Origin of the sequence: Micromonospora sp. WMMD710 (assembly GCF_029626045.1) — a bacterium.
In the GTDB taxonomy this organism is placed as follows: domain Bacteria; phylum Actinomycetota; class Actinomycetes; order Mycobacteriales; family Micromonosporaceae; genus Micromonospora.
Map to the genome: position 1 here is coordinate 6,680,855 of NZ_JARUBD010000001.1, position 19,721 is coordinate 6,700,575.

20 protein-coding genes and 1 pseudogene are annotated in these 19,721 nt (G+C 70.5%); 18 read left to right on the forward strand and 3 right to left on the reverse strand.

Annotated elements, in window-relative coordinates; all coding sequences use genetic code 11:
* Positions 1–40: 40 nt before the first annotated feature.
* From prmC to O7620_RS31065, 4 genes and pseudogenes are all read left to right on the forward strand, one after another.
* Positions 41–988 carry a peptide chain release factor N(5)-glutamine methyltransferase gene (gene prmC / locus O7620_RS31050; RefSeq protein WP_278126716.1) on the forward strand — a complete coding sequence of 316 codons (948 nt, stop codon included), beginning with the start codon at positions 41–43 and terminating at the stop codon, positions 986–988.
* Positions 979–1,635 (forward strand): annotated as a pseudogene (locus O7620_RS31055) (L-threonylcarbamoyladenylate synthase); the annotation flags it as partial. The gene prmC and the pseudogene O7620_RS31055, both read left to right, overlap by 10 nt.
* A complete protein-coding gene (locus O7620_RS31060; protein WP_278126717.1) occupies positions 1,636–2,247 on the forward strand; it encodes a phosphotyrosine protein phosphatase in 612 nt (203 codons plus the stop codon).
* 106 nt (positions 2,248–2,353) lie between these two features.
* Positions 2,354–4,468, forward strand: coding sequence for a transglycosylase domain-containing protein (locus O7620_RS31065; RefSeq protein WP_278126718.1), 2,115 nt, complete (start codon positions 2,354–2,356; stop codon positions 4,466–4,468).
* A 208-nt stretch (positions 4,469–4,676) separates the two neighbouring features.
* Here O7620_RS31065 and O7620_RS31070 read toward each other — a convergent pair whose 3' ends face one another.
* Entirely contained in the window at positions 4,677–6,140 is a 1,464-nt protein-coding gene (locus O7620_RS31070) for an SDR family oxidoreductase (protein WP_278126719.1), read from the reverse strand.
* 35 nt (positions 6,141–6,175) lie between these two features.
* Between O7620_RS31070 and glyA the strand changes: the two genes are divergently transcribed.
* From glyA to O7620_RS31135, 13 genes are all read left to right on the forward strand, one after another.
* Complete coding sequence (gene glyA / locus O7620_RS31075; protein ID WP_192580373.1) at positions 6,176–7,465, forward strand: serine hydroxymethyltransferase; 1,290 nt, start codon at positions 6,176–6,178, stop codon at positions 7,463–7,465.
* A complete protein-coding gene (locus O7620_RS31080) occupies positions 7,458–7,883 on the forward strand; it encodes a hypothetical protein (RefSeq protein ID WP_278126721.1) in 426 nt (141 codons plus the stop codon). The genes glyA and O7620_RS31080 overlap by 8 nt, the downstream gene beginning before the upstream one ends.
* A gap of 189 nt (positions 7,884–8,072) precedes the next feature.
* Complete coding sequence (locus O7620_RS31085) at positions 8,073–8,309, forward strand: AtpZ/AtpI family protein (RefSeq protein ID WP_278126723.1); 237 nt, start codon at positions 8,073–8,075, stop codon at positions 8,307–8,309.
* 11 nt (positions 8,310–8,320) lie between these two features.
* The gene (atpB, locus tag O7620_RS31090; protein WP_151491383.1) at positions 8,321–9,118 is read left to right on the forward strand and encodes a F0F1 ATP synthase subunit A; all 798 of its coding nucleotides are present in this window, start codon (positions 8,321–8,323) and stop codon (positions 9,116–9,118) included.
* A gap of 66 nt (positions 9,119–9,184) precedes the next feature.
* A complete protein-coding gene (locus O7620_RS31095) occupies positions 9,185–9,418 on the forward strand; it encodes an ATP synthase F0 subunit C (RefSeq protein WP_030488047.1) in 234 nt (77 codons plus the stop codon).
* Between the two features lie 26 nt (positions 9,419–9,444).
* Entirely contained in the window at positions 9,445–9,984 is a 540-nt protein-coding gene (locus O7620_RS31100) for a F0F1 ATP synthase subunit B (RefSeq protein ID WP_151491384.1), read from the forward strand.
* Positions 9,984–10,805 carry a F0F1 ATP synthase subunit delta gene (locus O7620_RS31105; RefSeq protein WP_151491385.1) on the forward strand — a complete coding sequence of 274 codons (822 nt, stop codon included), beginning with the start codon at positions 9,984–9,986 and terminating at the stop codon, positions 10,803–10,805. The genes O7620_RS31100 and O7620_RS31105 overlap by 1 nt, the downstream gene beginning before the upstream one ends.
* A gap of 141 nt (positions 10,806–10,946) precedes the next feature.
* On the forward strand, positions 10,947–12,599 hold the full coding sequence (gene atpA / locus O7620_RS31110; RefSeq protein ID WP_151491386.1) for a F0F1 ATP synthase subunit alpha: 1,653 nt from the start codon (positions 10,947–10,949) through the stop codon (positions 12,597–12,599).
* 4 nt (positions 12,600–12,603) lie between these two features.
* A complete protein-coding gene (locus O7620_RS31115) occupies positions 12,604–13,533 on the forward strand; it encodes a F0F1 ATP synthase subunit gamma (RefSeq protein ID WP_151491387.1) in 930 nt (309 codons plus the stop codon).
* Positions 13,533–14,969 carry a F0F1 ATP synthase subunit beta gene (gene atpD, locus O7620_RS31120; protein WP_139582683.1) on the forward strand — a complete coding sequence of 479 codons (1,437 nt, stop codon included), beginning with the start codon at positions 13,533–13,535 and terminating at the stop codon, positions 14,967–14,969. The genes O7620_RS31115 and atpD overlap by 1 nt, the downstream gene beginning before the upstream one ends.
* A 223-nt stretch (positions 14,970–15,192) precedes the next feature.
* Positions 15,193–16,335, forward strand: a complete 1,143-nt coding sequence (locus O7620_RS31125) for an LCP family protein (RefSeq protein WP_278126728.1) — start codon at positions 15,193–15,195, stop codon at positions 16,333–16,335.
* A gap of 87 nt (positions 16,336–16,422) precedes the next feature.
* Positions 16,423–16,704 (forward strand): F0F1 ATP synthase subunit epsilon, encoded by a 282-nt coding sequence (locus O7620_RS31130; protein ID WP_151491389.1) that lies wholly within the window; start codon positions 16,423–16,425, stop codon positions 16,702–16,704.
* Between the two features lie 12 nt (positions 16,705–16,716).
* Positions 16,717–17,172: a DUF2550 domain-containing protein gene (locus O7620_RS31135; protein ID WP_151491390.1), complete on the forward strand. Its 456-nt coding sequence runs from the start codon at positions 16,717–16,719 to the stop codon at positions 17,170–17,172.
* A gap of 99 nt (positions 17,173–17,271) precedes the next feature.
* On the opposite strand, the gene O7620_RS31140 is transcribed toward O7620_RS31135, so the two are convergent.
* Positions 17,272–17,676 (reverse strand): VOC family protein, encoded by a 405-nt coding sequence (locus tag O7620_RS31140; protein ID WP_278127229.1) that lies wholly within the window; start codon positions 17,674–17,676, stop codon positions 17,272–17,274.
* Positions 17,673–18,245, reverse strand: a complete 573-nt coding sequence (locus tag O7620_RS31145; RefSeq protein ID WP_151491391.1) for a cob(I)yrinic acid a,c-diamide adenosyltransferase — start codon at positions 18,243–18,245, stop codon at positions 17,673–17,675. The genes O7620_RS31140 and O7620_RS31145 overlap by 4 nt, the downstream gene beginning before the upstream one ends.
* On the opposite strand from O7620_RS31145, the gene murA reads away from it, so the two are divergent.
* Positions 18,244–19,683, forward strand: coding sequence for a UDP-N-acetylglucosamine 1-carboxyvinyltransferase (gene murA / locus O7620_RS31150; protein WP_151491392.1), 1,440 nt, complete (start codon positions 18,244–18,246; stop codon positions 19,681–19,683). The genes O7620_RS31145 and murA overlap by 2 nt on opposite strands.
* Positions 19,684–19,721 lie beyond the last annotated feature (38 nt).

Consider the following 19,721-nt stretch of genomic DNA (forward strand, 5'->3'; position numbering starts at 1 on the left):
CCCGTTCGTCACGCCACCCGCGACGCATCATGATTATGCGGTGACCACTCTGCCGCAACACCCCCCCGAAGGGACAGGGAGGCTCCGTCCGTCCGCCGCGGTGGCCCGCGCGGCCCGGACGCTCGCCGCCGCCGGGGTGGGCCCGGCCCGCGTGGAGGCCGAGCTGCTGGCGGCGTACGTGCTGGGGGTGCCCCGGGGTCGGCTGGCGCTCGCCGACGACCTGGGCGCCGACGACCTGGCGCGGCTCGACGACCTGGTCCGCCGTCGCGCCGACCGGGAGCCGCTGCAGCACCTGACCGGCCGGGCCGGCTTCCGGCACCTGGAGTTGGCGGTCGGTCCGGGCGTCTTCGTGCCCCGGCCCGAGACGGAGCTGCTGGCCGGGTGGGGTGTCGAACAGGCCCGGAGCCGGCCCGATCCGCTGGTGGTGGATCTGTGCAGCGGCTCCGGCGCCATCGCGCTGGCGGTCGCGCAGGAGCTGCCCGGGGCGCGGGTGGTGGCGGTGGAGCGGTCCGGGGCGGCGCTGGACTGGCTGCGGCGCAACGCGGCGGAGCGGGCCGCCGCGGGGGACCGGCCGATCGAGGTGGTGGAGGCGGATGTCACCGCCGCGGACCTGCTGGCGGACCTGGTCGGCCGGGTGGACGTGCTGCTCTGCAACCCGCCCTACGTGCCGGTCGAGGTGGTGGTGCCGCCCGAGGTGGCCGGGCACGACCCCACGGAGGCGGTCTTCGGTGGGGCGGACGGCCTCGCGGTGATCCGGCCGGTGATCACCCGGGCCGCGGCGTTGCTGCGCCCCGACGGGGTGGTGGGCGTCGAGCACGACGACACGCACGGCGTCGTGGTGCCCGAACTGCTCGTCACGGACGGCCGGTTCGTCGCCGTCGCGGAGCATCTGGACCTCACCGGGCGCCCCCGGTACGCCACCGCGTCCCGACGGGCGGACGGCCGGCACCCCCCCGCTGGGGCGGCGTGGCAGACTGACTCCTCGTGATGCTCTACGACTGCCGGTCGCCCGCTGATCGGGACCGCGGCATCGCTGCGGCCATCGAGGCGGTCAAGAACGGCGAACTGGTCGTCCTCCCGACGGACACCGTCTACGGGATCGGCGCGGACGCGTTCACCCCGTACGCGGTCAAGGCGCTGCTGGACGCGAAGGGCCGGGACCGGCAGATGCCGCCGCCGGTGCTGATCGGTTCCCGGCACACCCTGGACGGGTTGGTCTTCTCGCTGCCCACGGCCGCACGGGACCTGGTGGAGGCGTTCTGGCCGGGTGCGTTGACGATCGTGGTCGAGCACTCGCCGAGCCTGCAATGGGACCTGGGCGACAAGACGGGCACGGTGGCGGTCCGGATGCCGCTGCACCCGGTGGCGCTGGAGGTGCTGCGGGAGACCGGCCCGATGGCGGTGTCGTCGGCCAACAAGACGGGCCAGCCCGCCGCGGTGACCGCCGAGGAGGCGCGCGACCAGCTCAGCTACTCGGTGCGGGCATACCTGGAGGCCGGGCCCTGCCCGGACCCGGTGCCCAGCACGATCGTGGACCTGACCGGCGAGGTGCCGCAGTTGCTGCGGGCCGGCGCGATTCCGCTGGAGAAGCTGCGCGACGTGGTTCCGGATCTCGTCGACCGCCAGGGGGTCTGAGTGCCCCCGTTCACCGTGCTGCACGTCTGTATGGGCAACATCTGCCGTTCGCCGATGGCCGAGCGGCTGCTCGCCCTCGCCGTGCGGGAGCGGTTGGCCCGGCGTGAGCAGGACCCGGCCCGCGCCGAGGAGCTGCTGCACAGCCACAGTGCCGGCACCGGTGGTTGGCATGCGGGCGAGGAGATGAACCCGCCGGCGGCGCGTCAGGTCATCGGGCGGGGCGGGGACGTCGAGGGCTTCGCCGCGCGCAAGCTGCGCTCGGACCACATCGACGCCGCCGACCTGGTGCTGACCGCGACGGCCGACCAGCAGGAGTACGTGGTGGCGCTGCGTCCGGACGCGGCGGCCCGCACGTTCGTGCTGGGCGAGTTCGGCCGGTTGCTCGCGGCGGTGGACGCCGGCGCGCTGCCGGCCGCCGAGGCGACCCCGGAGGCGGTGTACGCCCGGGGTGTGGCCCTGGTGGCGGCGGCGCAGGACGCCCGGCTGGGTACCTCGGCGCTGCCGACGGACGATCTGGACGATCCGTGGGGTCGTGGTGACCAGTGCTTCAGCCGGGTCGCCGACGAGATCGAGGAGACGGTTCACCCGCTGGTCGGCGCGCTGCTGCCCTGAGCGCCGTGCGAGTTTCCTCCGGGTTTGGTGAAAACCGGGGGCGAAAGGGGCGTTCCGGGTCATTCTGAACGGGTCCTAGCGTGACCGGCTCCTGCGGGGAGAGCTGATGATCCGGGCCCATCTCGACAAACTGCTGACCGTGGTGATCGCCGGCGTACTGGCCGGGTTGGCGCTGGCCGCGGCCGCCCTGCCCGCGGCCCTGGTCTTCGGGATCGGCTTCAGCGCCCTGTCCACGCCCTACTCGGAGCTGCCGAACACCCTGCGGACGCCACCCACCGCGCAGCGCTCCAACCTCTACGCCAACGACGGCACCACCCTGATCACCTCCTTCTACCAGGAGGACCGGTGGGACGTGCCGCTGCGCGAGGTGGCGCCGGTGATGCGCCAGGCGATCGTGGCCGCCGAGGACGTCCGGTTCTACCAGCACAGCGGGGTGGACCTGCGGGGTGTGGTGCGCGCGTTCACCGTGAACAGGCGCGACGGTCAGACCCGGCAGGGCGCCTCCACGCTGACCATGCAGTACGTCCGCAACGTGCTCAGCAGCGACCCCCGGCTGACCGAGCGGCAGCGCCGGGCGGCCACCGAGGTCACCACCGCCCGCAAGCTCCAGGAGATGCGGTACGCCCTGGCGATGGAACGGGAGCTGAACAAGGAGGAGATCCTCACCCGCTACCTGAACATCGCCTACTTCGGGGCCGGCGCGTACGGCATCGCGGCGGCCAGCAAGCGCTACTTCTCCCGAAGCCCCGCCGAGCTGACCCTGGCCCAGGCGGCGCTGCTGGCCGGCCTGGTCCGCTCACCGGACAGCGACGACCCGATCAACGGCGACGCCGACAGCGCGCTGAACCGCCGGACGTACGTGCTGGAGCAGCTGGTCGAGACAGGCCAGGTGTCGGCGGAAGCGGCGGCGGCGGCCCGGGCCGAGCCGTTGCAGCTGCGGCCCAGCGAGACCCCGAACGACTGCACGGCGGTGCCCGACGGGCACAACGACTGGGGCTTCTTCTGCGACTGGTTCACCCGGTGGTGGAGCAGCCAGCCGGCGTTCGGATCCACCGCCGACGAGCGGCAACGCACGCTGCGCCGGGGCGGGTTCTCCATCGTCTCCTCGCTGGACCCGGCGGTGCAGCGGACCACCACCGAGCAGGTTCTGCGGATCTACCGGCCCACCGAGGCGCGGGCGGTGCCGACCGTGGTCGTCCAGCCCGGCACCGGCCGGGTGCTGGCCATGTCGGTGAACCGCAACTACAGCGTCGAGGACAACCCGGTCGGGCAGAAGAACCACCCGAACACGGTGAACCAGCTCGTCGCCGGCGGCGGGGCGATCGAGGGGTACCAGGGTGGGTCGACGTTCAAGCTCTTCACCATGCTCGCCGCGCTGGAGTCCGGCATGCCGCTGTCGACGGACTTCGTCGCGCCCACCCAACTGCTCACCCGCTTCCCGGTGACCGGCGCGGGCAGCTGCGACGGCCGCTGGTGCCCGGCGAACGCCAGCCCTTCGTCGATGGACGGCCCGCGCACCATGTGGACCGCGTTCGGCCGCTCGGTGAACACCTACTTCGCCTGGCTCACCGAGCGGGTGGGTGCCGATCGGGTGGTGGAGATGGCCGAACGGCTCGGCATCGTGCTGCGCGCCGACTCCGATGCCCAGCTCGCCCGCTACGGCGCGAAGAACTGGGGTCCGTTCACCCTGGGCGTGGCCGCGACGACGCCGCTGGACCTGGCGACGGCGTACGCCACGGTGGCGGCCGAGGGGACCTGGTGCGCGCCGCTGCCGGTCGTCTCGATCACCGACTCGGGCGGCCGTCCGGTCGACGCCGCCAAGCCGGACTGCCGGCAGGTGCTCGACGCCGACGTGGCCCGGGCGGCCACCGACGCGGCCCGCTGCCCGGTCGGCGACCAGTCGATGTACGGGCGTTGCGACGGCGCCACCGCCCCCACGCTGCGCGCCAAGCTCGGCCGACCGGTGGCCGGCAAGACCGGTAGTTCGGAGCGGTACGAGACGGAGACGGTCGTGGCCTTCACCCCGCAGCTCGCGGTCGCCTCGATGGCGGCGAACCCCGACGATCCCCGCGACGCGGTCGGTCAGGCGGTGCAGTCGCGGATGGTCGACGCGGTCGGCGAGGTGCTCGCCGTCGCGCTGCGCGACCAACCGGTCCGTGACTTCGTCCCCCCGAGCGAACGAACCGCCTTCCAGCAGACCGAACCCCGCTCCGGAAACTGACCAAACCTCCTCGGGGCCCGCCCCCCAACCCAGTCGATCATGGAGTTGTGGTGGGTGCTAGCTCCTTGACCGCCCCTTTTGTGAGGCACCACAACTGCATGATCGACGCGGGCGGGCGGGCGGGCGGGCGGGCGGGGCGGGCGGGGCGGGCGGGGCGGGCGGGGAGGGAAGGGCGGGGAGGGAGGGAAGGGCGGGGGCTTGGGGTGGGTTAGGGGGTTTGTTCGGCGTTGCGGGCTATGTTGCGGGCCATTCCGCCGAAGACCACCGCGTGGAACGGGGCCACCGACCCCCAGTAGGCGTGCCCGGCCAGGCCGCGGGGCAGGAAGACGGCGCGTTGCTGGTAGCGGCTGCGGCCGTCGTCGGTCGGCAGGGCCCGCATCTCCAGCCAGGCCCGGCCGGGCAGCCGCATCTCGGCGCGCAGGCGCAGCAGCTCACCGGGGACGATCTCCTCGACCCGCCAGAAGTCCAGGGCCTCGCCGACCTGGAGGTGGTGCGGGTCGCGTCGGCCCCGGCGCAGCCCCACACCGCCGACGAGCCGGTCCAGCCAGCCGCGGACCGACCAGGCGAGGGGGAACGAGTACCAGCCGTGTTCGCCGCCGACGCCCTCGATGACCCGCCAGAGCGCCGCCGGTGACGCGTCCACGGCCCGCTCGCGGGTGTCGGTGTACGTGGTGCCACCGGACCAGTCCGGGTCGGTGGGCAGCGGTTCGGCGGGGGCGTCCGGGCCGCTCGCGGTCGACCAGCGGGTCTCCACCTGCGCGTCGCGCACCTTGGCCAGCGCCAGCGCCACCGCGTCGTCGAAACCGGTCAACCCGCCCGGCGGGTCCGGTACGTACCGGGCGATGTCGTGTTCGTGTGCGACGGCCTCGTGGATGAGGCTCTCCACCAGCGGACGGGCGATGGCGTTCGGCACCGGGGTGATGAGGCCGACCCAGTGCGAGGAGAGCGACGGGGTGAGCGGCCGGACCGGCACGATGATCCGTCGGCGCAGCCCGGCCACCCGGGCGTAGCGCTGCATCATCTCGCGGAAGGTGAGCACGTCGGGCCCGCCGATGTCGAAGCCCCGGTTGACCTCCGGCGGGAGCGTGGCGCAGCCGGCCAGGTAGCGCAGCACGTCGCGGACCGCGATCGGCTGGATCCGGTTCCGTACCCAGCGCGGGGTGATCATGGCGGGCAGGCGCTCGGTCAGGTATCGCAGCATCTCGAACGACGCCGAACCGGAGCCGATGATCACCGCGGCCCGCAGCACCGCCGTGGGCACCCCGCTGGCCAGCAGGATCCGCCCGACCTCGGCGCGGGAGCGCAGGTGCGGCGAGGGGACCTCCGCGTCGGAGGCCGGCTCCGGGCCACCCAGGTAGATGATCCGGCGTACGCCGGCCGCGCGGGCCGCCTCGGCGAAATTGGTCGCCGCGGTGCGGTCGGCCGCCTCGAAGTCGGGCCGGCCAAGGGAGTGCACCAGGAAGTAGGCGACGTCCACGTCGGCGAACGCGGCGGGCAGTGTCTCGGGTCGGCTGAGGTCGCCCTCGACGATCTCGGCCGCCGAGGCCCAGGGCACGTCGCGCAGGCGTACGGCCTTGCGGGCCAGGCAGCGGACGGTGTGCCCGTCGGCGAGCAGCAGCGGCGTCAGCCGCCCGCCGATGTATCCGGTCGCACCGGTGACGAGGCATCTCACGGCTCCCAGTGTGCGGCCACCTAGACTCGTTCGCTGTGGACACCGACACGAGCACCTTCTGGGGGCCGGATTTCGCCCAGCTCAGGGCCACCGACCCGGAGATCGCCGGGGTGGTCCTCGGCGAGTTGGATCGGCTGCGGGGTGGTCTCCAGCTGATCGCCAGCGAGAATCTGACCTCGCCGGCGGTGCTCGCGGCGCTCGGGTCGACGCTGACCAACAAGTACGCCGAGGGCTATCCGGGCCGGCGCTACTACGGCGGCTGCGCGGAGGTCGACCGGGCCGAGGAGATCGGCATCGCCCGCGCGAAGGAGCTGTTCGGCGCGGAGCACGCCAACCTCCAGCCGCACTCCGGGGCGAACGCCAACCTGGCCGCGTACGCCGCGCTGGTGCAGCCGGGGGACACGGTCCTGGCGATGGACCTGCCGCACGGGGGGCACCTCACCCACGGCAGTCGGGTGAACTTCTCCGGTAAGTGGTTCCGCCCGGTCGGTTACACGGTCCGTCCGGACACCGAGTTGATCGACTACGACGAGGTCCGGGACCTGGCCCGTGCGCACCGCCCCAAGATGATCATTTGTGGCGCCACGGCGTATCCCCGGCTGATCGACTTCGCCCGCTTCCGGGAGATCGCCGACGAGGTCGGCGCGTACCTGATGGTGGACGCGGCGCACTTCATCGGCCTGGTCGCCGGCCGGGCGATCCCGTCCCCGGTGCCGTACGCCGACGTCGTCTGCGCCACCACCCACAAGGTGCTGCGCGGCCCGCGCGGCGGCATGATCCTGTGCCGGGAGTCGCTGGCCCAGCGGATCGACAAGGCGGTCTTCCCGTTCACCCAGGGCGGCCCGTTGATGCACTCGGTCGCGGCGAAGGCGGTCGCGCTGCGCGAGGCCGCCCAGCCGGAGTTCCAGACGTACGCCGGGCAGGTGGTCCGCAACGCGCAGGCGCTCGCCGCCGGCCTGGCCGCCGAGGGGATGCGCCCGGTGTCCGGCGGCACCGACACCCACCTCGCCCTGATCGACCTGCGCGAGCTGGGCGTGACCGGCACCGAGGCGGAGGCCCGCTGCGGCGCCGCGGCGATCACCCTGAACAAGAACGCGATCCCGTACGACCCGCAGCCGCCGATGGTGGCCTCCGGCATCCGGGTGGGCACGCCGAGCGTCACCACCCAGGGCATGCGGGAAGGGGAGCTGCGGCAGGTGGCCACCCTGATCGCCCGTGCGGTACGGGTCGATCCGGGCGCCCCGGGCGGCGCCGACGACCTGGCCCGCATCGGTGCCGAGGTGACCGAGCTGGTCACCGCGTTCCCGGCGTACCCCCGTGGCTGAGCCCGGGGTGGTCGCGGCCGACACGGACCGGCGGTGGCGGTTGCGGCACCTGCCGGTGTTGCTGGTCGCGTCGGTGGCCCTCGCCGCGGTCGCCGCGGTGGTGGGTGGGGCGACCGGCGGCGTGACCGCCGCGTTCGGCGCGGTGGCCGGCGTGGGCGTCACGGTGCTCAGCTACACCCTCACGACCGTGGTGCTGGCCTGGGCCGACCAGATCAACCCGCAGTTGGTGCTGCCGCTCGGTCTGGGCCTGTACGCGCTGAAGTTCACCCTGTTGGGTGTCGTGATGGTGGCGGTGGCGTCGACCGGTTGGCCCGGGTTGGTCCCGCTCTGCCTCGGCATCGTCGCCGGGGTGGCAGTGTGGACAGCGGTGCACATCTGGTGGCTGACCACGGTGCACGCCCGTCGGTCGCGGGGCTGACCTGGCGATCGGCCGGTCGTCCCAGCTTTCGGACGCGCGGCAATGTGTCGGCCTCCGGTCATTCACCGACGGGCGGAAGGGGAGTAGCGTGCCCACAGACGACGGCGCCTCCGAGATGCCCACACAACGACGGTTGTGCGGGGGGTGAGGCACAGCCTCGTCTTCCCGGCTGATATCGTTCGCCCCGTCATGGCTGGTGACCAAACCCCCCGTCCCGCCGGTGAACCGGACGACATTCCGTCCGGTGCCGGTCAGGGTTGGACCGCGCTCAGCTACCTCATCGGAGGGATGCTCGTGTGGGGTTTCATCGGCTGGCTGATTGACCAGTGGCTCCACACCGGCGGCGTCGCCACCGGGATCGGCGTCGTGCTCGGCATGGCTGGGGGCATCATCCTGGTCGTCCGCCGACTCGGCACGCCTACTTAGGAAGGGACGCGGTGTTCGGACAGGCGAACGTTCTGGCAGCGGGCCAGGCGGCATTCCCACCCACGGTGGACGACTTCTACCTGCCCAGCATCCTGCCGTGGAATGACCACGACTCAATCTGGTTCACCAAGATCACGGCGATGGTCTGGATCGCGGTCGGCGTCCTGATCATCTTCTTCCTGGCGACCTACCGGAACCCGCAGTTGGTGCCGACCAAGAAGCAGTGGTTCGCCGAGTCGATCTACGGCTTTGTGCGCAACAACATCGCGGTCGACATGATCGGGCACGCGGGTGTGCGGTTCGCCCCCTACTTCACGACGCTCTTCTGCTTCGTGCTGCTGACGAACGCGTTCGCGATCATCCCGTTCTTCCAGATCTCGCCGAACTCGCACATCGCCTTCCCGGCGATCCTCGCGATCATCAGCTACGTGCTGTTCAACTACATCGGCATCAAGAAGCACGGCTTCGTCAAGTATTTCAAGAACTCGCTGATCCCGCCGGCACCGTGGTACATCCTGCCGCTGCTGATCCCGATCGAGCTGTTCTCGACCTTCATCGTCCGGCCGTTCTCGCTCGCGGTTCGTCTCTTCGCGAACATGTTCGCCGGTCACATGCTCCTGCTGGTCTTCACGCTCGGCGGTTTCGCGATGCTGAGCGCCAACGCCTGGCTGGCCCCGGTCTCGGTGCTCTCCTGGGTGATGACCATCGCGCTCACCTTCCTGGAGTTCCTGGTGATCTGCCTGCAGGCATACGTCTTCACCGTCCTCACCGCCAGCTACGTGCAGGGCGCGCTCGCCGACGAGCACTGATCCACCGCACCAACCGTTGTCGTCCCGCGTGAGAGTCACGCGTGATAACCAGGAGGAACCACACCAATGGACGCTAGCGTTCTCGCCGCCGTAGAGGGCAGCACCGCCGCCATCGGCTACGGCCTCGCGGCCATCGGCCCGGGCATCGGCGTTGGCCTGGTCTTCGCCGCCTACATCCAGTCGACCGCCCGCCAGCCGGAGTCGTCGCGGATGACCCTGCCGTACGTCTGGATCGGCTTCGCCGTCATCGAGGCGCTGGCGCTGCTGGGCATCGCCTTCGGCTTCATCTGGGCCGGCTGATCCCGCCCCTAGACCGGGAGGTAACCATGCTTTTCCTCGCCGCTGAGGGTGGTGAGTCGACCCACAACCCGATCATCCCGCTCTGGCAGGAGATCGTGGTTGGTTCGGTCGCCTTCGCCGTGCTCTGCTTCGTGCTGATGAAGTTCGTCTTCCCGCGCATGGAGCAGACGTTCCAGGCTCGGGTCGACGCGATCGAGGGCGGCATCAAGCGCGCCGAGGCCGCCCAGGCCGAGGCGAACCAGCTGCTCGAGCAGTACCGTGCCCAACTCGCCGAGGCCCGGACCGACGCCGCCAAGATCCGTGACGACGCTCGGGCCGACGCCGAGGGCATCCGGCAGGACATCCTCGCCAAGGCGCGGGAAGAGTCCGACCGGGTCATCCAGGCCGGCAAGGACCAGCTCGCCGCCGAGCGGGCCACCATCGTGCGTGAGCTGCGTGCCGAGGTCGGCACCATCGCGGTGGACCTGGCCAGCAAGATCGTCGGTGAGTCGCTGGCCGACGAGGCGCGGCGCAAGGGCACCGTCGACCGGTTCCTGAGCGGCCTCGAGAGCACGGGGGCCCGCTGATGCAGGCCGCCAGCCGGGAGTCGTACAAGGTCGCGGCCGAGCGCCTCGACGCGTACGTCCGCGGCGCGGAGCCGTCGGCGGTGACCTCCACCGCCGACGCCATCCTCTCCGTGGCGGCCCTGCTGCGGCGCGAGCCGCGGCTGCGGCGGGCGCTGTCCGAGCCGGCCCGCTCCGGCGAGGACCGGGGTGCCCTGCTCGGCGACATGCTGGGCGGTCGGATCGGCGCCGACGCACTTGACCTGCTCGTGGTGCTGGTTTCCGGCCGTTGGTCGGCACCGTCGGAGTTGCTCGACGGCGCCGAGCGCCTCGGCGTGGAGGCACTGCTCGCCAGTGCCGACAAGGCCGGCGAGCTGGGCGAGGTCGAGGACGAGCTGTTCCGCTTCGGCCAGGTCGTGTCGGGTCAGTCGGCGTTGAGCAACACGCTGGCCGACCCGGTCGCCCCGGTCGAGCAGCGGGCCACCCTGGCTCGCGAGCTGCTCGCCGACAAGGCCCGCCCGGTCACCGTCCGCCTCGTCGAGGTGGCGTTGGGCGGGTTCGGGGGACGCTCCTTCACCGGGGCGCTCACCCGGCTGGTGGAGCTCGCCGCCGAGCGGCGCGACCGGCAGGTGGCGTATGTGACCGTCGCGGCCCCGTTGAGTGACGAGGACGAGCGTCGGCTGGGTGCGAGCCTCAGCGCGATATACGGTCGAGAGGTCTCCGTCAAGCAGACGGTCGACCCCCACGTCCTGGGTGGCGTGAGCGTGCGGGTCGGGTCCGACCTGTACGACGGCACCATCCTGCGCCGCCTCAACGAGACCCGCAACGCGCTCGCGAAGCGCTGAACGGCTTCGCCGCCCAGCGGCTGAGCGGCTACGCCGCCCAGCGTTGGGGCGGTTCGGCCGTACAGCGCCCGGAATGACAGACGCCATTCGGACCGGTCGGTACTAGGTATCCCGGGCCCCTGAATTTTAAGGAAGCAGAGGATGGCCGAGCTGACCATCTCGACGGAGGAGATCCGCGGCGCCCTGGAGCGCTACGTCTCTTCCTACTCGTCCGACGTCTCCCGCGAGGAGGTCGGCACCGTCGCCGACACCGGCGACGGCATCGCCCACGTCGAGGGCCTGCCCTCGACCATGACCAACGAGCTCCTGGAGTTCGAGGACGGCACGCTCGGCGTGGCGTTGAACCTCGACGTCCGGGAGATCGGTGTCGTCGTTCTCGGTGACTCCGCCAAGCTGGAGGAGGGGCAGCGCGTCAAGCGCACCGAGCGGGTGCTGTCCGTTCCGGTGGGCGACGCCTTCCTCGGCCGCGTGGTCGACGCCCTCGGCCAGCCGATCGATGGGCTCGGCGACATCGCCAACGAGGGCTTCCGCGAGCTGGAGCTGCAGGCTCCGAACGTGATGTCCCGCCAGTCGGTGTTCGAGCCGCTGCAGACCGGCATCAAGGCGATCGACGCCATGACCCCGATCGGTCGGGGTCAGCGGCAGCTGATCATCGGTGACCGGAAGACCGGCAAGACCACGGTCGCCCTGGACGCCATCCTCAACCAGCGGGACAACTGGCGTACCGGCGACCCGAAGAAGCAGGTCCGCTGCATCTACGTCGCCATCGGCCAGAAGGCCTCCACGATCGCCTCGATCAAGGGGCAGCTGGAGGAGGCGGGCGCGATGGAGTACACCACCATCGTCGCCTCCCCGGCCTCCGACCCGGCCGGCTTCAAGTACCTGGCCCCGTACACCGGCTCGTCCATCGGGCAGCACTGGATGTACGGCGGCAAGCACGTCCTGATCGTCTTCGACGACCTGAGCAAGCAGGCCGAGGCGTACCGGGCCGTGTCGCTGCTGCTGCGTCGCCCGCCGGGCCGTGAGGCGTACCCGGGTGACGTCTTCTACCTGCACTCCCGCCTGCTGGAGCGTTGCGCGAAGCTCTCCGACGAGCTGGGTGGCGGCTCGATGACCGGTCTGCCGATCATCGAGACGAAGGCCAACGACATCTCGGCCTTCATCCCGACCAACGTCATCTCGATCACCGACGGCCAGATCTTCCTGGAGACGGACCTGTTCAACCAGGGCGTCCGTCCGGCCATCAACGTCGGTACCTCGGTCTCCCGGGTCGGTGGCGCCGCGCAGGTGAAGCCGATGCGTAAGGTCGCCGGCTCGCTGCGGCTCAACCTGGCCCAGTACCGCGAGCTGGAGGCCTTCGCCGCCTTCGCCTCCGACCTGGACCGCGCCTCCCGGGCGCAGCTGGACCGTGGTGTCCGCCTCGTCGAGCTGCTCAAGCAGCCGAACTACTCGCCGTTCCCGGTCGAGCAGGAGGTCGTCTCGGTCTGGGCCGGCGTCGAGGGCAAGCTGGACGACATCCCGGTGGGTGAGGTCCGGCGCTTCGAGGCGGAGTTCCTCCAGTACCTGCGGCACAAGCACGAGGGTGTGCTGGCCGGGATCGCCGACAACCAGTGGAACGATGACATCATCGGCTCCCTGGAGGCGGCGATCACCGAGTTCAAGCAGGTCTTCCTCGGCAAGGCCGACGAGCGCAAGGTCAACGACGCGCCGGCCGCGCCGCTCGAGGGCGACGAGAACCGCGAGACGGTGACCCGCTTCCGCGACGGCTCGACCGACCGCCCGGCCGAGAGCTGATCTGATGGCGGCCCAGGTTCGCGTTCTTCGTCAACGGATCCGCTCGGCGAAGTCGATGAAGAAGATCACCAAGGCGATGGAGCTCGTGGCGACGAGCCGGATCGCCAAGGCCCAGGCCCGGGTGCAGGCGTCCCTGCCGTACGCCCAGGCCATCACCGGTGTGCTCACGGCGCTGGCGTCCAACGCGCGGATCGACCACCCGCTGCTCACCCCGCGCGAGCGGGTGCGGCGGGCGGGCGTCCTGTTGGTCACCAGCGACCGTGGCCTGGCCGGTGGTTACAGCTCGAACGCGATCAGGATGGCCGAGTCGCTGATCGCGCGGCTCAAGTCGGACGGCAAGGAGCCGGTGCTCTACGTCATCGGGCGTAAGGGCGTCGGGTATTACCGGTTCCGCGACCGGCCGATCGAGGCGAACTGGACCGGGTTCAGCGAGCAGCCGTCGTTCGAGGACGCCCGTACCGTGGGTGAGACGCTGATCAAGGCGTTCACGGCCGGTGCGGATGACCTCGACGGTGGTGCCGGCGCGGACGGTGTGCTGGGTGTCGACGAGTTGCACATCGTCTACACCGAGTTCCACTCGCTGATGACGCAGACCCCGGTCACCAAGGTCATCGGTCCGATGCAGGTGGAGGACCGGCCGCGCTCCGAGGGGCTGCTGCCGGCGTACGAGTTCGAGCCGGAGGCGGAGGCGCTGCTCGACGCGCTGCTGCCGAGGTACATCAACACGCGGATCTACGCGGCGTTGATCGAGTCGGCGGCGAGTGAGTCGGCGTCGCGTCGGCGGGCGATGAAGAGCGCCACCGACAATGCCGAAGAGATGATCGACAAGTACACGCGTGAGATGAACTCGGCCCGGCAGGCCGGGATCACCCAGGAGATCAGCGAGATCGTCGGCGGCGCCAACGCGCTGGCCGCGTCGGGAAGTGAAGTGTGATGACTGCCCCAGTAGAGACCAAGACGGCCACGGGTCGCGTGGTCCGGGTCATCGGCCCGGTCGTCGACGCCGAGTTCCCGCGCGACGCCATGCCGGCCCTTTTCAACGCTCTGAACGTCAAGGTGAACCTGTCCGGCGGTGAGAAGACGCTGACCCTGGAGGTCGCCCAGCACCTGGGTGACAACCTGGTCCGCGCCATCTCGATGCAGCCGACGGACGGTCTGGTCCGTGGCGCGGAGGTGCAGGACCGCGGCGAGCCGATCACCGTTCCGGTGGGCGACGCGGTCAAGGGCCACGTGTTCAACGCGATCGGCGAGTGCCTCAACCTCACCGAGGGCGAGACGATCCAGGCCGACGACCGGTGGGGCATCCACCGTAAGGCCCCGGCCTTCGCCGACCTGGAGCCGAAGACGGAGATGCTGGAGACCGGCATCAAGGTCATCGACCTGCTCGCCCCGTACGTCAAGGGCGGCAAGATCGGCCTGTTCGGCGGCGCGGGCGTGGGCAAGACGGTGCTCATCCAGGAGATGATCACCCGGGTTGCCCGCAACTTCGGTGGTACCTCGGTGTTCGCCGGCGTGGGTGAGCGCACCCGTGAGGGCAACGACCTCATCGCCGAGATGACCGAGTCCGGCGTCATCGACAAGACCGCGCTGGTCTACGGCCAGATGGACGAGCCGCCGGGCACCCGTCTGCGGGTGGCGCTCTCCGCGCTGACCATGGCGGAGTACTTCCGCGACGTGAAGAAGCAGGAGGTGCTGCTCTTCATCGACAACATCTTCCGCTTCACCCAGGCCGGCTCGGAGGTCTCCACCCTGCTCGGCCGCATGCCGAGCGCGGTGGGTTACCAGCCGACCCTGGCCGACGAGATGGGCGAGCTCCAGGAGCGGATCACGTCCGTCCGGGGCCAGGCCATCACCTCCATGCAGGCGATCTACGTGCCGGCGGACGACTACACCGACCCCGCCCCGGCCACCACGTTCGCCCACCTGGACGCGACCACCAACCTGGAGCGGTCGATCTCCGACAAGGGCATCTACCCGGCCGTGGACCCGCTGGCGTCCTCGTCCCGGATTCTCGCCCCGGAGTTCGTCGGCCAGGAGCACTTCCAGGTCGCCACCGAGGTGAAGCGGATCCTGCAGCGCTACCGCGACCTGCAGGACATCATCGCCATCCTCGGCATCGAGGAGCTCTCCGAGGAAGACAAGATCACCGTGCAGCGCGCACGGCGGATCGAGCGCTTCCTCTCGCAGAACACCTACGCTGCGGAGCAGTTCACCGGCGTGCCGGGTTCGACGGTCCCGATCAAGGAGACCATCGAGGCGTTCCGCAAGATCAGCGAGGGTGAGTACGACCACTTCCCCGAGCAGGCGTTCTTCATGTGCGGCGGTCTCGAGGACCTGGAGCGCAAGGCTGAGGAGCTGATGAAGGGCTGACAAGCCCCCATCGGATTCGTCATCAAAAGACTGCCCCGGCAATGCCGGGGCAGTCTTTTGTTCATCTTCACGCCCTATCGTCGTCGCGGTCCGTTACTCGTGGTCGTCGCTGTCAAGTCCCCCGAGCTACGGTCGATCCGCGCGCTCACGTGAACGCGCGTTCATCTTTGCAACCTTTCGGCGACGTGCGCCCGTCTTCCCCTCGTGGGCGTAACGAACGGAGATGCTCGTGGGTAAGGCCGGCAAGAGTGGCCGCAGGAAGTCCGTGTGGCGGGGCGTGCCACGCTGGGCCAGGATCTGCACGGTGTTCGGCACCGTGCTGACCGTGCTCAGCGGCGCGGCGCTGGTCGGCACCGAGGTGCTGATGGCCCGCTACGAGGGCGCGGTCGGCAAGGCCGACCTCTTCGGCGACCAGGCCGCCGGCGCCAAGGAGAAGAAGAGCGACATCAAGGGTCCGCTCAACATCCTCCTGGTCGGCATCGACCCGCGTACGCCGACGGCGGCGCCACTGGCGGACTCGATCATGGTGCTGCACGTGCCCGCGTCGATGGACCGGGCCTACCTGTTCTCGCTGCCACGTGATCTCTACGTGCAGATTCCGCCGTTCAAGAAGGCCAACTTCTCCGGCGAGAAGACCAAGATCAATGCCGCGATGTCGTTCGGCAGTCAGGTGCCTGGCAAGAACCCCGACGCGGCCCGGGGGTTCGAGCTGCTGGCCACCACGGTGCAGAACGTGACCGGCATCAAGCGGTTCGACGCCGGCGCGATCATCAACTTCACCGGCTTCCAGAAGATCGTCGACGCCATGGGTGGCGTCGACATGTACGTCGAGCGGGACGTGAAATCCGAGCACAAGCAGCCAGACGGCAGTCCGCGGCCCGGTAACCCGCGCGGCGAGGGCTACATCGGCCCGCAGGCGCTCTACAAGAAGGGCAACCACCACCTCAAGGGGTGGCAGGCGCTGGACTACGTCCGGCAGCGGTACCCGAAGAACGGCGTCCCGGATTCCGACTACGGCCGGCAGCGCCACCAGCAGCAGTTCGTCAAGGCGATGGTGGGTCAGGCGTTCAGTGCCGACGTCGTGGCCAACCCGATCAAACTGGACAAGGTCCTCCGGGCCGCCGGCCAGTCGCTGATCTTCAACGGCCGGGGTAACAGCGTGGTCGACTTTGGGCTGGCACTGAAGGACATCCGGCCGAACACCATCCAGATGATCAAACTCCCCGGTGGCGGGGTCTTCGAAGGCAAGGCGTACAAGGGCGAGCAGTTCCAGCCGGGCGTCACGGATTTCTTCACCGCGCTGCACAGCGAGCAGCTCGATCCGTTCCTGCTGGAGCACCCGGACTTTCTGAACAAGACCAAGTAGTCGGCGTCCTGTTCTCCCACCCGCGTTGGGCGCGGCGAGGCGTCAGGCTAGACTTTCGGCAATCCGCCGCCGCAGCAAGGAGACAGCGTGGCACAGCAGCTTCACGTCGAGCTCGTCGCCGTCGAGGAGAAGGTCTGGTCCGGTGACGCCGAGATGGTCGTCGCCCGGACGACCGAGGGTGAGCTCGGTGTCCTGCCTGGGCACGCGCCGCTGCTCGGCCAGCTCGCCGAGCCCGGCCAGGTGCGCATCAAGCTGGCCGGCGGTGAGCAGGTCGCCTACGAGGTGGCCGGCGGCTTCCTCTCGGTGAGCGCCGACGGCGTCACCGTGCTGGCCGAGAGCGCGACCCCGGTTTCCGCACCGAGCCGCTGAGCCATACCGGGGATGGATATCGTCGAAGGGATCGGGATCGGCGTCGCCGTCGTCCTCGCCGCGCTTCTCATCCTCTTCGTCCGACGGGCCGTGGTCACCCGCAGCGGTGGCATCATCCGGCTCAGCGTCCGGGTCACCACAGTGCTCGACGGCCGTGGCTGGTCGCCCGGCTTCGGTCGCTTCGCCGGTGACGAGCTGCGCTGGTACCGGATGTTCAGCTTCGCGCTCCGACCCAAGCGGGTCCTCTCCCGCAAGACCCTGGCGGTCGAGCGCCGGCGGTTGCCCGAAGGGCAGGAACGGCTCTCCATGCCGGCCGACTGGGTGATCCTCCGGTGTACCAGTCACCACGCACCGGTGGAGATCGCCATGGCGCGGTCGACAGTGACCGGCTTCCTCTCCTGGCTCGAGGCCGCCCCTCCGGGGGCGGTCTCGCCGCGTATGGCCTCCCAGGACTGGCCGGCTGCCTGATCCGCCTTTCTGTGCTCGCTGTCGGGGTTTCCGGGGGAGCCCACCCGGCTCCGGGCGGTCAGGCTTGATCCCTGTGCCGGGCGGGCTCCGCTTCTGGATCTACTGCCGTTGCCGGGTAGCGACCAGTTCTGCCTCAAAGCCTTGGCCGTCGGCGAGGTAGGCGGCGTACGTCTCCGGACCGCCGGCGTGTGGGTGGCGGTCCGGGAAGAGCAGCGTCCAGCCGTGCTCCGGCGCGGCCACCACGAGCCGGTCCACGGCGGCCGGTGGGCCGGCGTGGAAGGCCACATGGTTCAGTCCCGGGGCGAGCCGGTCATGGACCGCCCCGGAGAGCGCGGGTGACTGCTCCACCACCAGGTAGGTGCCGCCCAGACGCCAGGAGCGGCCCGCAGGCCAGTCCTGGTAGGGCGTCCAGCCCAACTCGCCGAGGAGCCAGCCCCAACTACGCGTGGCGGCGGCGAGATCGGGAACCCACACCTCGACGTGGTGCAGCCCACCGACGCTCAGCGCTCACCGCCCGGCACCCATAGCACATCTCCCGCCGGATTTGCCGTTCTTGACAGGATAAAGAGCAGATCGGAGAGCCGGTTGAGATACTTTGCCGGGAGCGGGCTGGTCCGGTCCGGATCGTGGCTGACCAGCGCCCACGCCGCTCGTTCCGCACGCCGGGCCGTGGTACGCGCCACGTGCAGCAGTGCCGCACCCGCGGTGCCGCCGGGGAGGATGAAGGAGTCGAGCTTGCTCAGGCGTGCGTTGTACTCGTCGCACCAGCCCTCCAGGCGCTCGACGTACTCCTCGGTCACCCGCAGCGGCGGGTACTTCGGGTCCGGCTCGACCGGGGTGGACAGGTCGGCGCCGACGTCGAACAGGTCGTTCTGCACCGACCCCAGCACGCCCCGCAGTTCCTCGTCGAGTTGGCCCAGGGCCAGCGCGACACCGATCGCCGCGTTGCACTCGTCGACATCGGCGTACGCGGCGATCCGGGGATCGGTCTTCGGCACCTGCTCGTTGTTGCTCAGCCTGGTCATGCCGGCGTCGCCGGCCTTGGTGTAGATGCGCGTGAGGTGGACGGCCATGACGCACAGCCTACGGATACCGGACCTGACGATCCCGGCTCGGCCGGACACCACCGCCTGGCCGGCGGTGGTGGGCCCTGGCGACGCCGGTGATCCGGCGGTCACCGACGTCGACGTCATCCGGATCTGCGGTGGGGCCCGGCTGGCCGGCACCGTGCACGTGGTGGGTGCCAAGAACTCGGCGTTGAAACTGATGGCCGCCGCGCTGCTCGCCCCGGGCCGCAGCGTCATCACCAACGTCCCCAGGATCACCGACATCGCGATCATGGGTGAGGTCCTGCGGCGGTTGGGCTGCGACGTCCGGTTCGACGCGGACGACCCGGTCGACCCGATGGTCGCCCGAGGAGGCGTCGCCCGGTCCCGTTCGGTGACCATCGACGTACCCGAGGAACCCGGCGCGGACGCGGACTATGACCTGGTCCGCCGGCTGCGCGCGTCGATCTGCGTGCTCGGCCCCCTGCTGGCCCGCCGAGGCTACGTGCGGGTCGCCCACCCCGGCGGTGACGCGATCGGCTCCCGGGGGCTGGACATGCACATCTCGGGGCTGACCCGGATGGGCGCGGAGATCTCCGGTGAGCACGGGTTCGTCATCGCCTCCGCCCCGCACGGGTTGCGCGGCGCGGACATCGTGCTGGACTTCCCCAGCGTGGGCGCGACCGAGAACCTGGTGATGGCGGCGGTGCTCGCCCAGGGCACCACGATGATCGACAACGCGGCCCGCGAGCCGGAGATCGTCGACATCTGCACCATGCTCAGCCAGATGGGCGCGCGGATCTCCGGCGCCGGCACGTCCACCCTGCGGATCACCGGGGTGCCCGGGCTGCGCCCGGTGCGCCACGCCACGGTGGGGGACCGGATCGTCGCCGGCACCTGGGCGTTCGGCGCCGCCATGACCCGGGGAGACGTGACCGTGACCGGTCTGGACCCGGCCTTCCTGGAGGTCGCGCTGGACAAGGTCGTCGCGGCCGGCGGCCTGGTGGAGACCCGCGGGGACGGCTTCCGGGTACGGATGGACGAGCGGCCCCGGGCGGTGGACGTGGTGACCCTGCCGTACCCCGGCTTCGCCACCGATCTGCTGCCGATGGCGATCGGGCTGGCCGCGGTCAGCGACGGCGCCTCGCTGATCACCGAGAACATCTTCGACGGCCGGTTCATGTTCGCCAACGAGATGATGCGGCTCGGCGCCGACATCAAGACCGACGGGCACCACGCGGTGGTCCGGGGTCGGGACCGGCTGTCCGGTGCGCCGGTGCGGGCCACCGACATCCGGGCCGGGGCCGGGCTGATCATCGCCGGGCTGTGCGCGGACGGGGCCACCGAGGTCTCCCACGTGCACCACGTCGACCGGGGTTACCCGGACTTCGTGGCCGATCTGCGGGCGCTCGGGGTGGCGGTCGAGCGGGGCACCACCCCGGAGGAGCCGTCGCTGGAGATCTGACGCCGACCGGGCTTAGCCGTCGTTCAGGCTCGCCGACT

Bases quoted from the DNA above. Each gene is read 5' to 3' on its own strand.
- O7620_RS31065 (WP_278126718.1), top strand. From the start codon at position 2,354: ATGATCCGGGCCCATCTCGACAAACTGCTGACCGTGGTGATCGCCGGC.
- O7620_RS31085 (WP_278126723.1), top strand. From the start codon at position 8,073: ATGGCTGGTGACCAAACCCCCCGTCCCGCCGGTGAACCGGACGACATT.
- O7620_RS31095 (WP_030488047.1), top strand. From the start codon at position 9,185: ATGGACGCTAGCGTTCTCGCCGCCGTAGAGGGCAGCACCGCCGCCATC.
- O7620_RS31100 (WP_151491384.1), top strand. From the start codon at position 9,445: ATGCTTTTCCTCGCCGCTGAGGGTGGTGAGTCGACCCACAACCCGATC.
- O7620_RS31105 (WP_151491385.1), top strand. From the start codon at position 9,984: ATGCAGGCCGCCAGCCGGGAGTCGTACAAGGTCGCGGCCGAGCGCCTC.
- atpA (WP_151491386.1), top strand. From the start codon at position 10,947: ATGGCCGAGCTGACCATCTCGACGGAGGAGATCCGCGGCGCCCTGGAG.
- O7620_RS31115 (WP_151491387.1), top strand. From the start codon at position 12,604: ATGGCGGCCCAGGTTCGCGTTCTTCGTCAACGGATCCGCTCGGCGAAG.
- atpD (WP_139582683.1), top strand. From the start codon at position 13,533: ATGACTGCCCCAGTAGAGACCAAGACGGCCACGGGTCGCGTGGTCCGG.
- O7620_RS31125 (WP_278126728.1), top strand. From the start codon at position 15,193: ATGCTCGTGGGTAAGGCCGGCAAGAGTGGCCGCAGGAAGTCCGTGTGG.
- O7620_RS31135 (WP_151491390.1), top strand. From the start codon at position 16,717: ATGGATATCGTCGAAGGGATCGGGATCGGCGTCGCCGTCGTCCTCGCC.
- murA (WP_151491392.1), top strand. From the start codon at position 18,244: ATGACGCACAGCCTACGGATACCGGACCTGACGATCCCGGCTCGGCCG.
- O7620_RS31145 (WP_151491391.1), bottom strand. From the start codon at position 18,245: ATGGCCGTCCACCTCACGCGCATCTACACCAAGGCCGGCGACGCCGGC.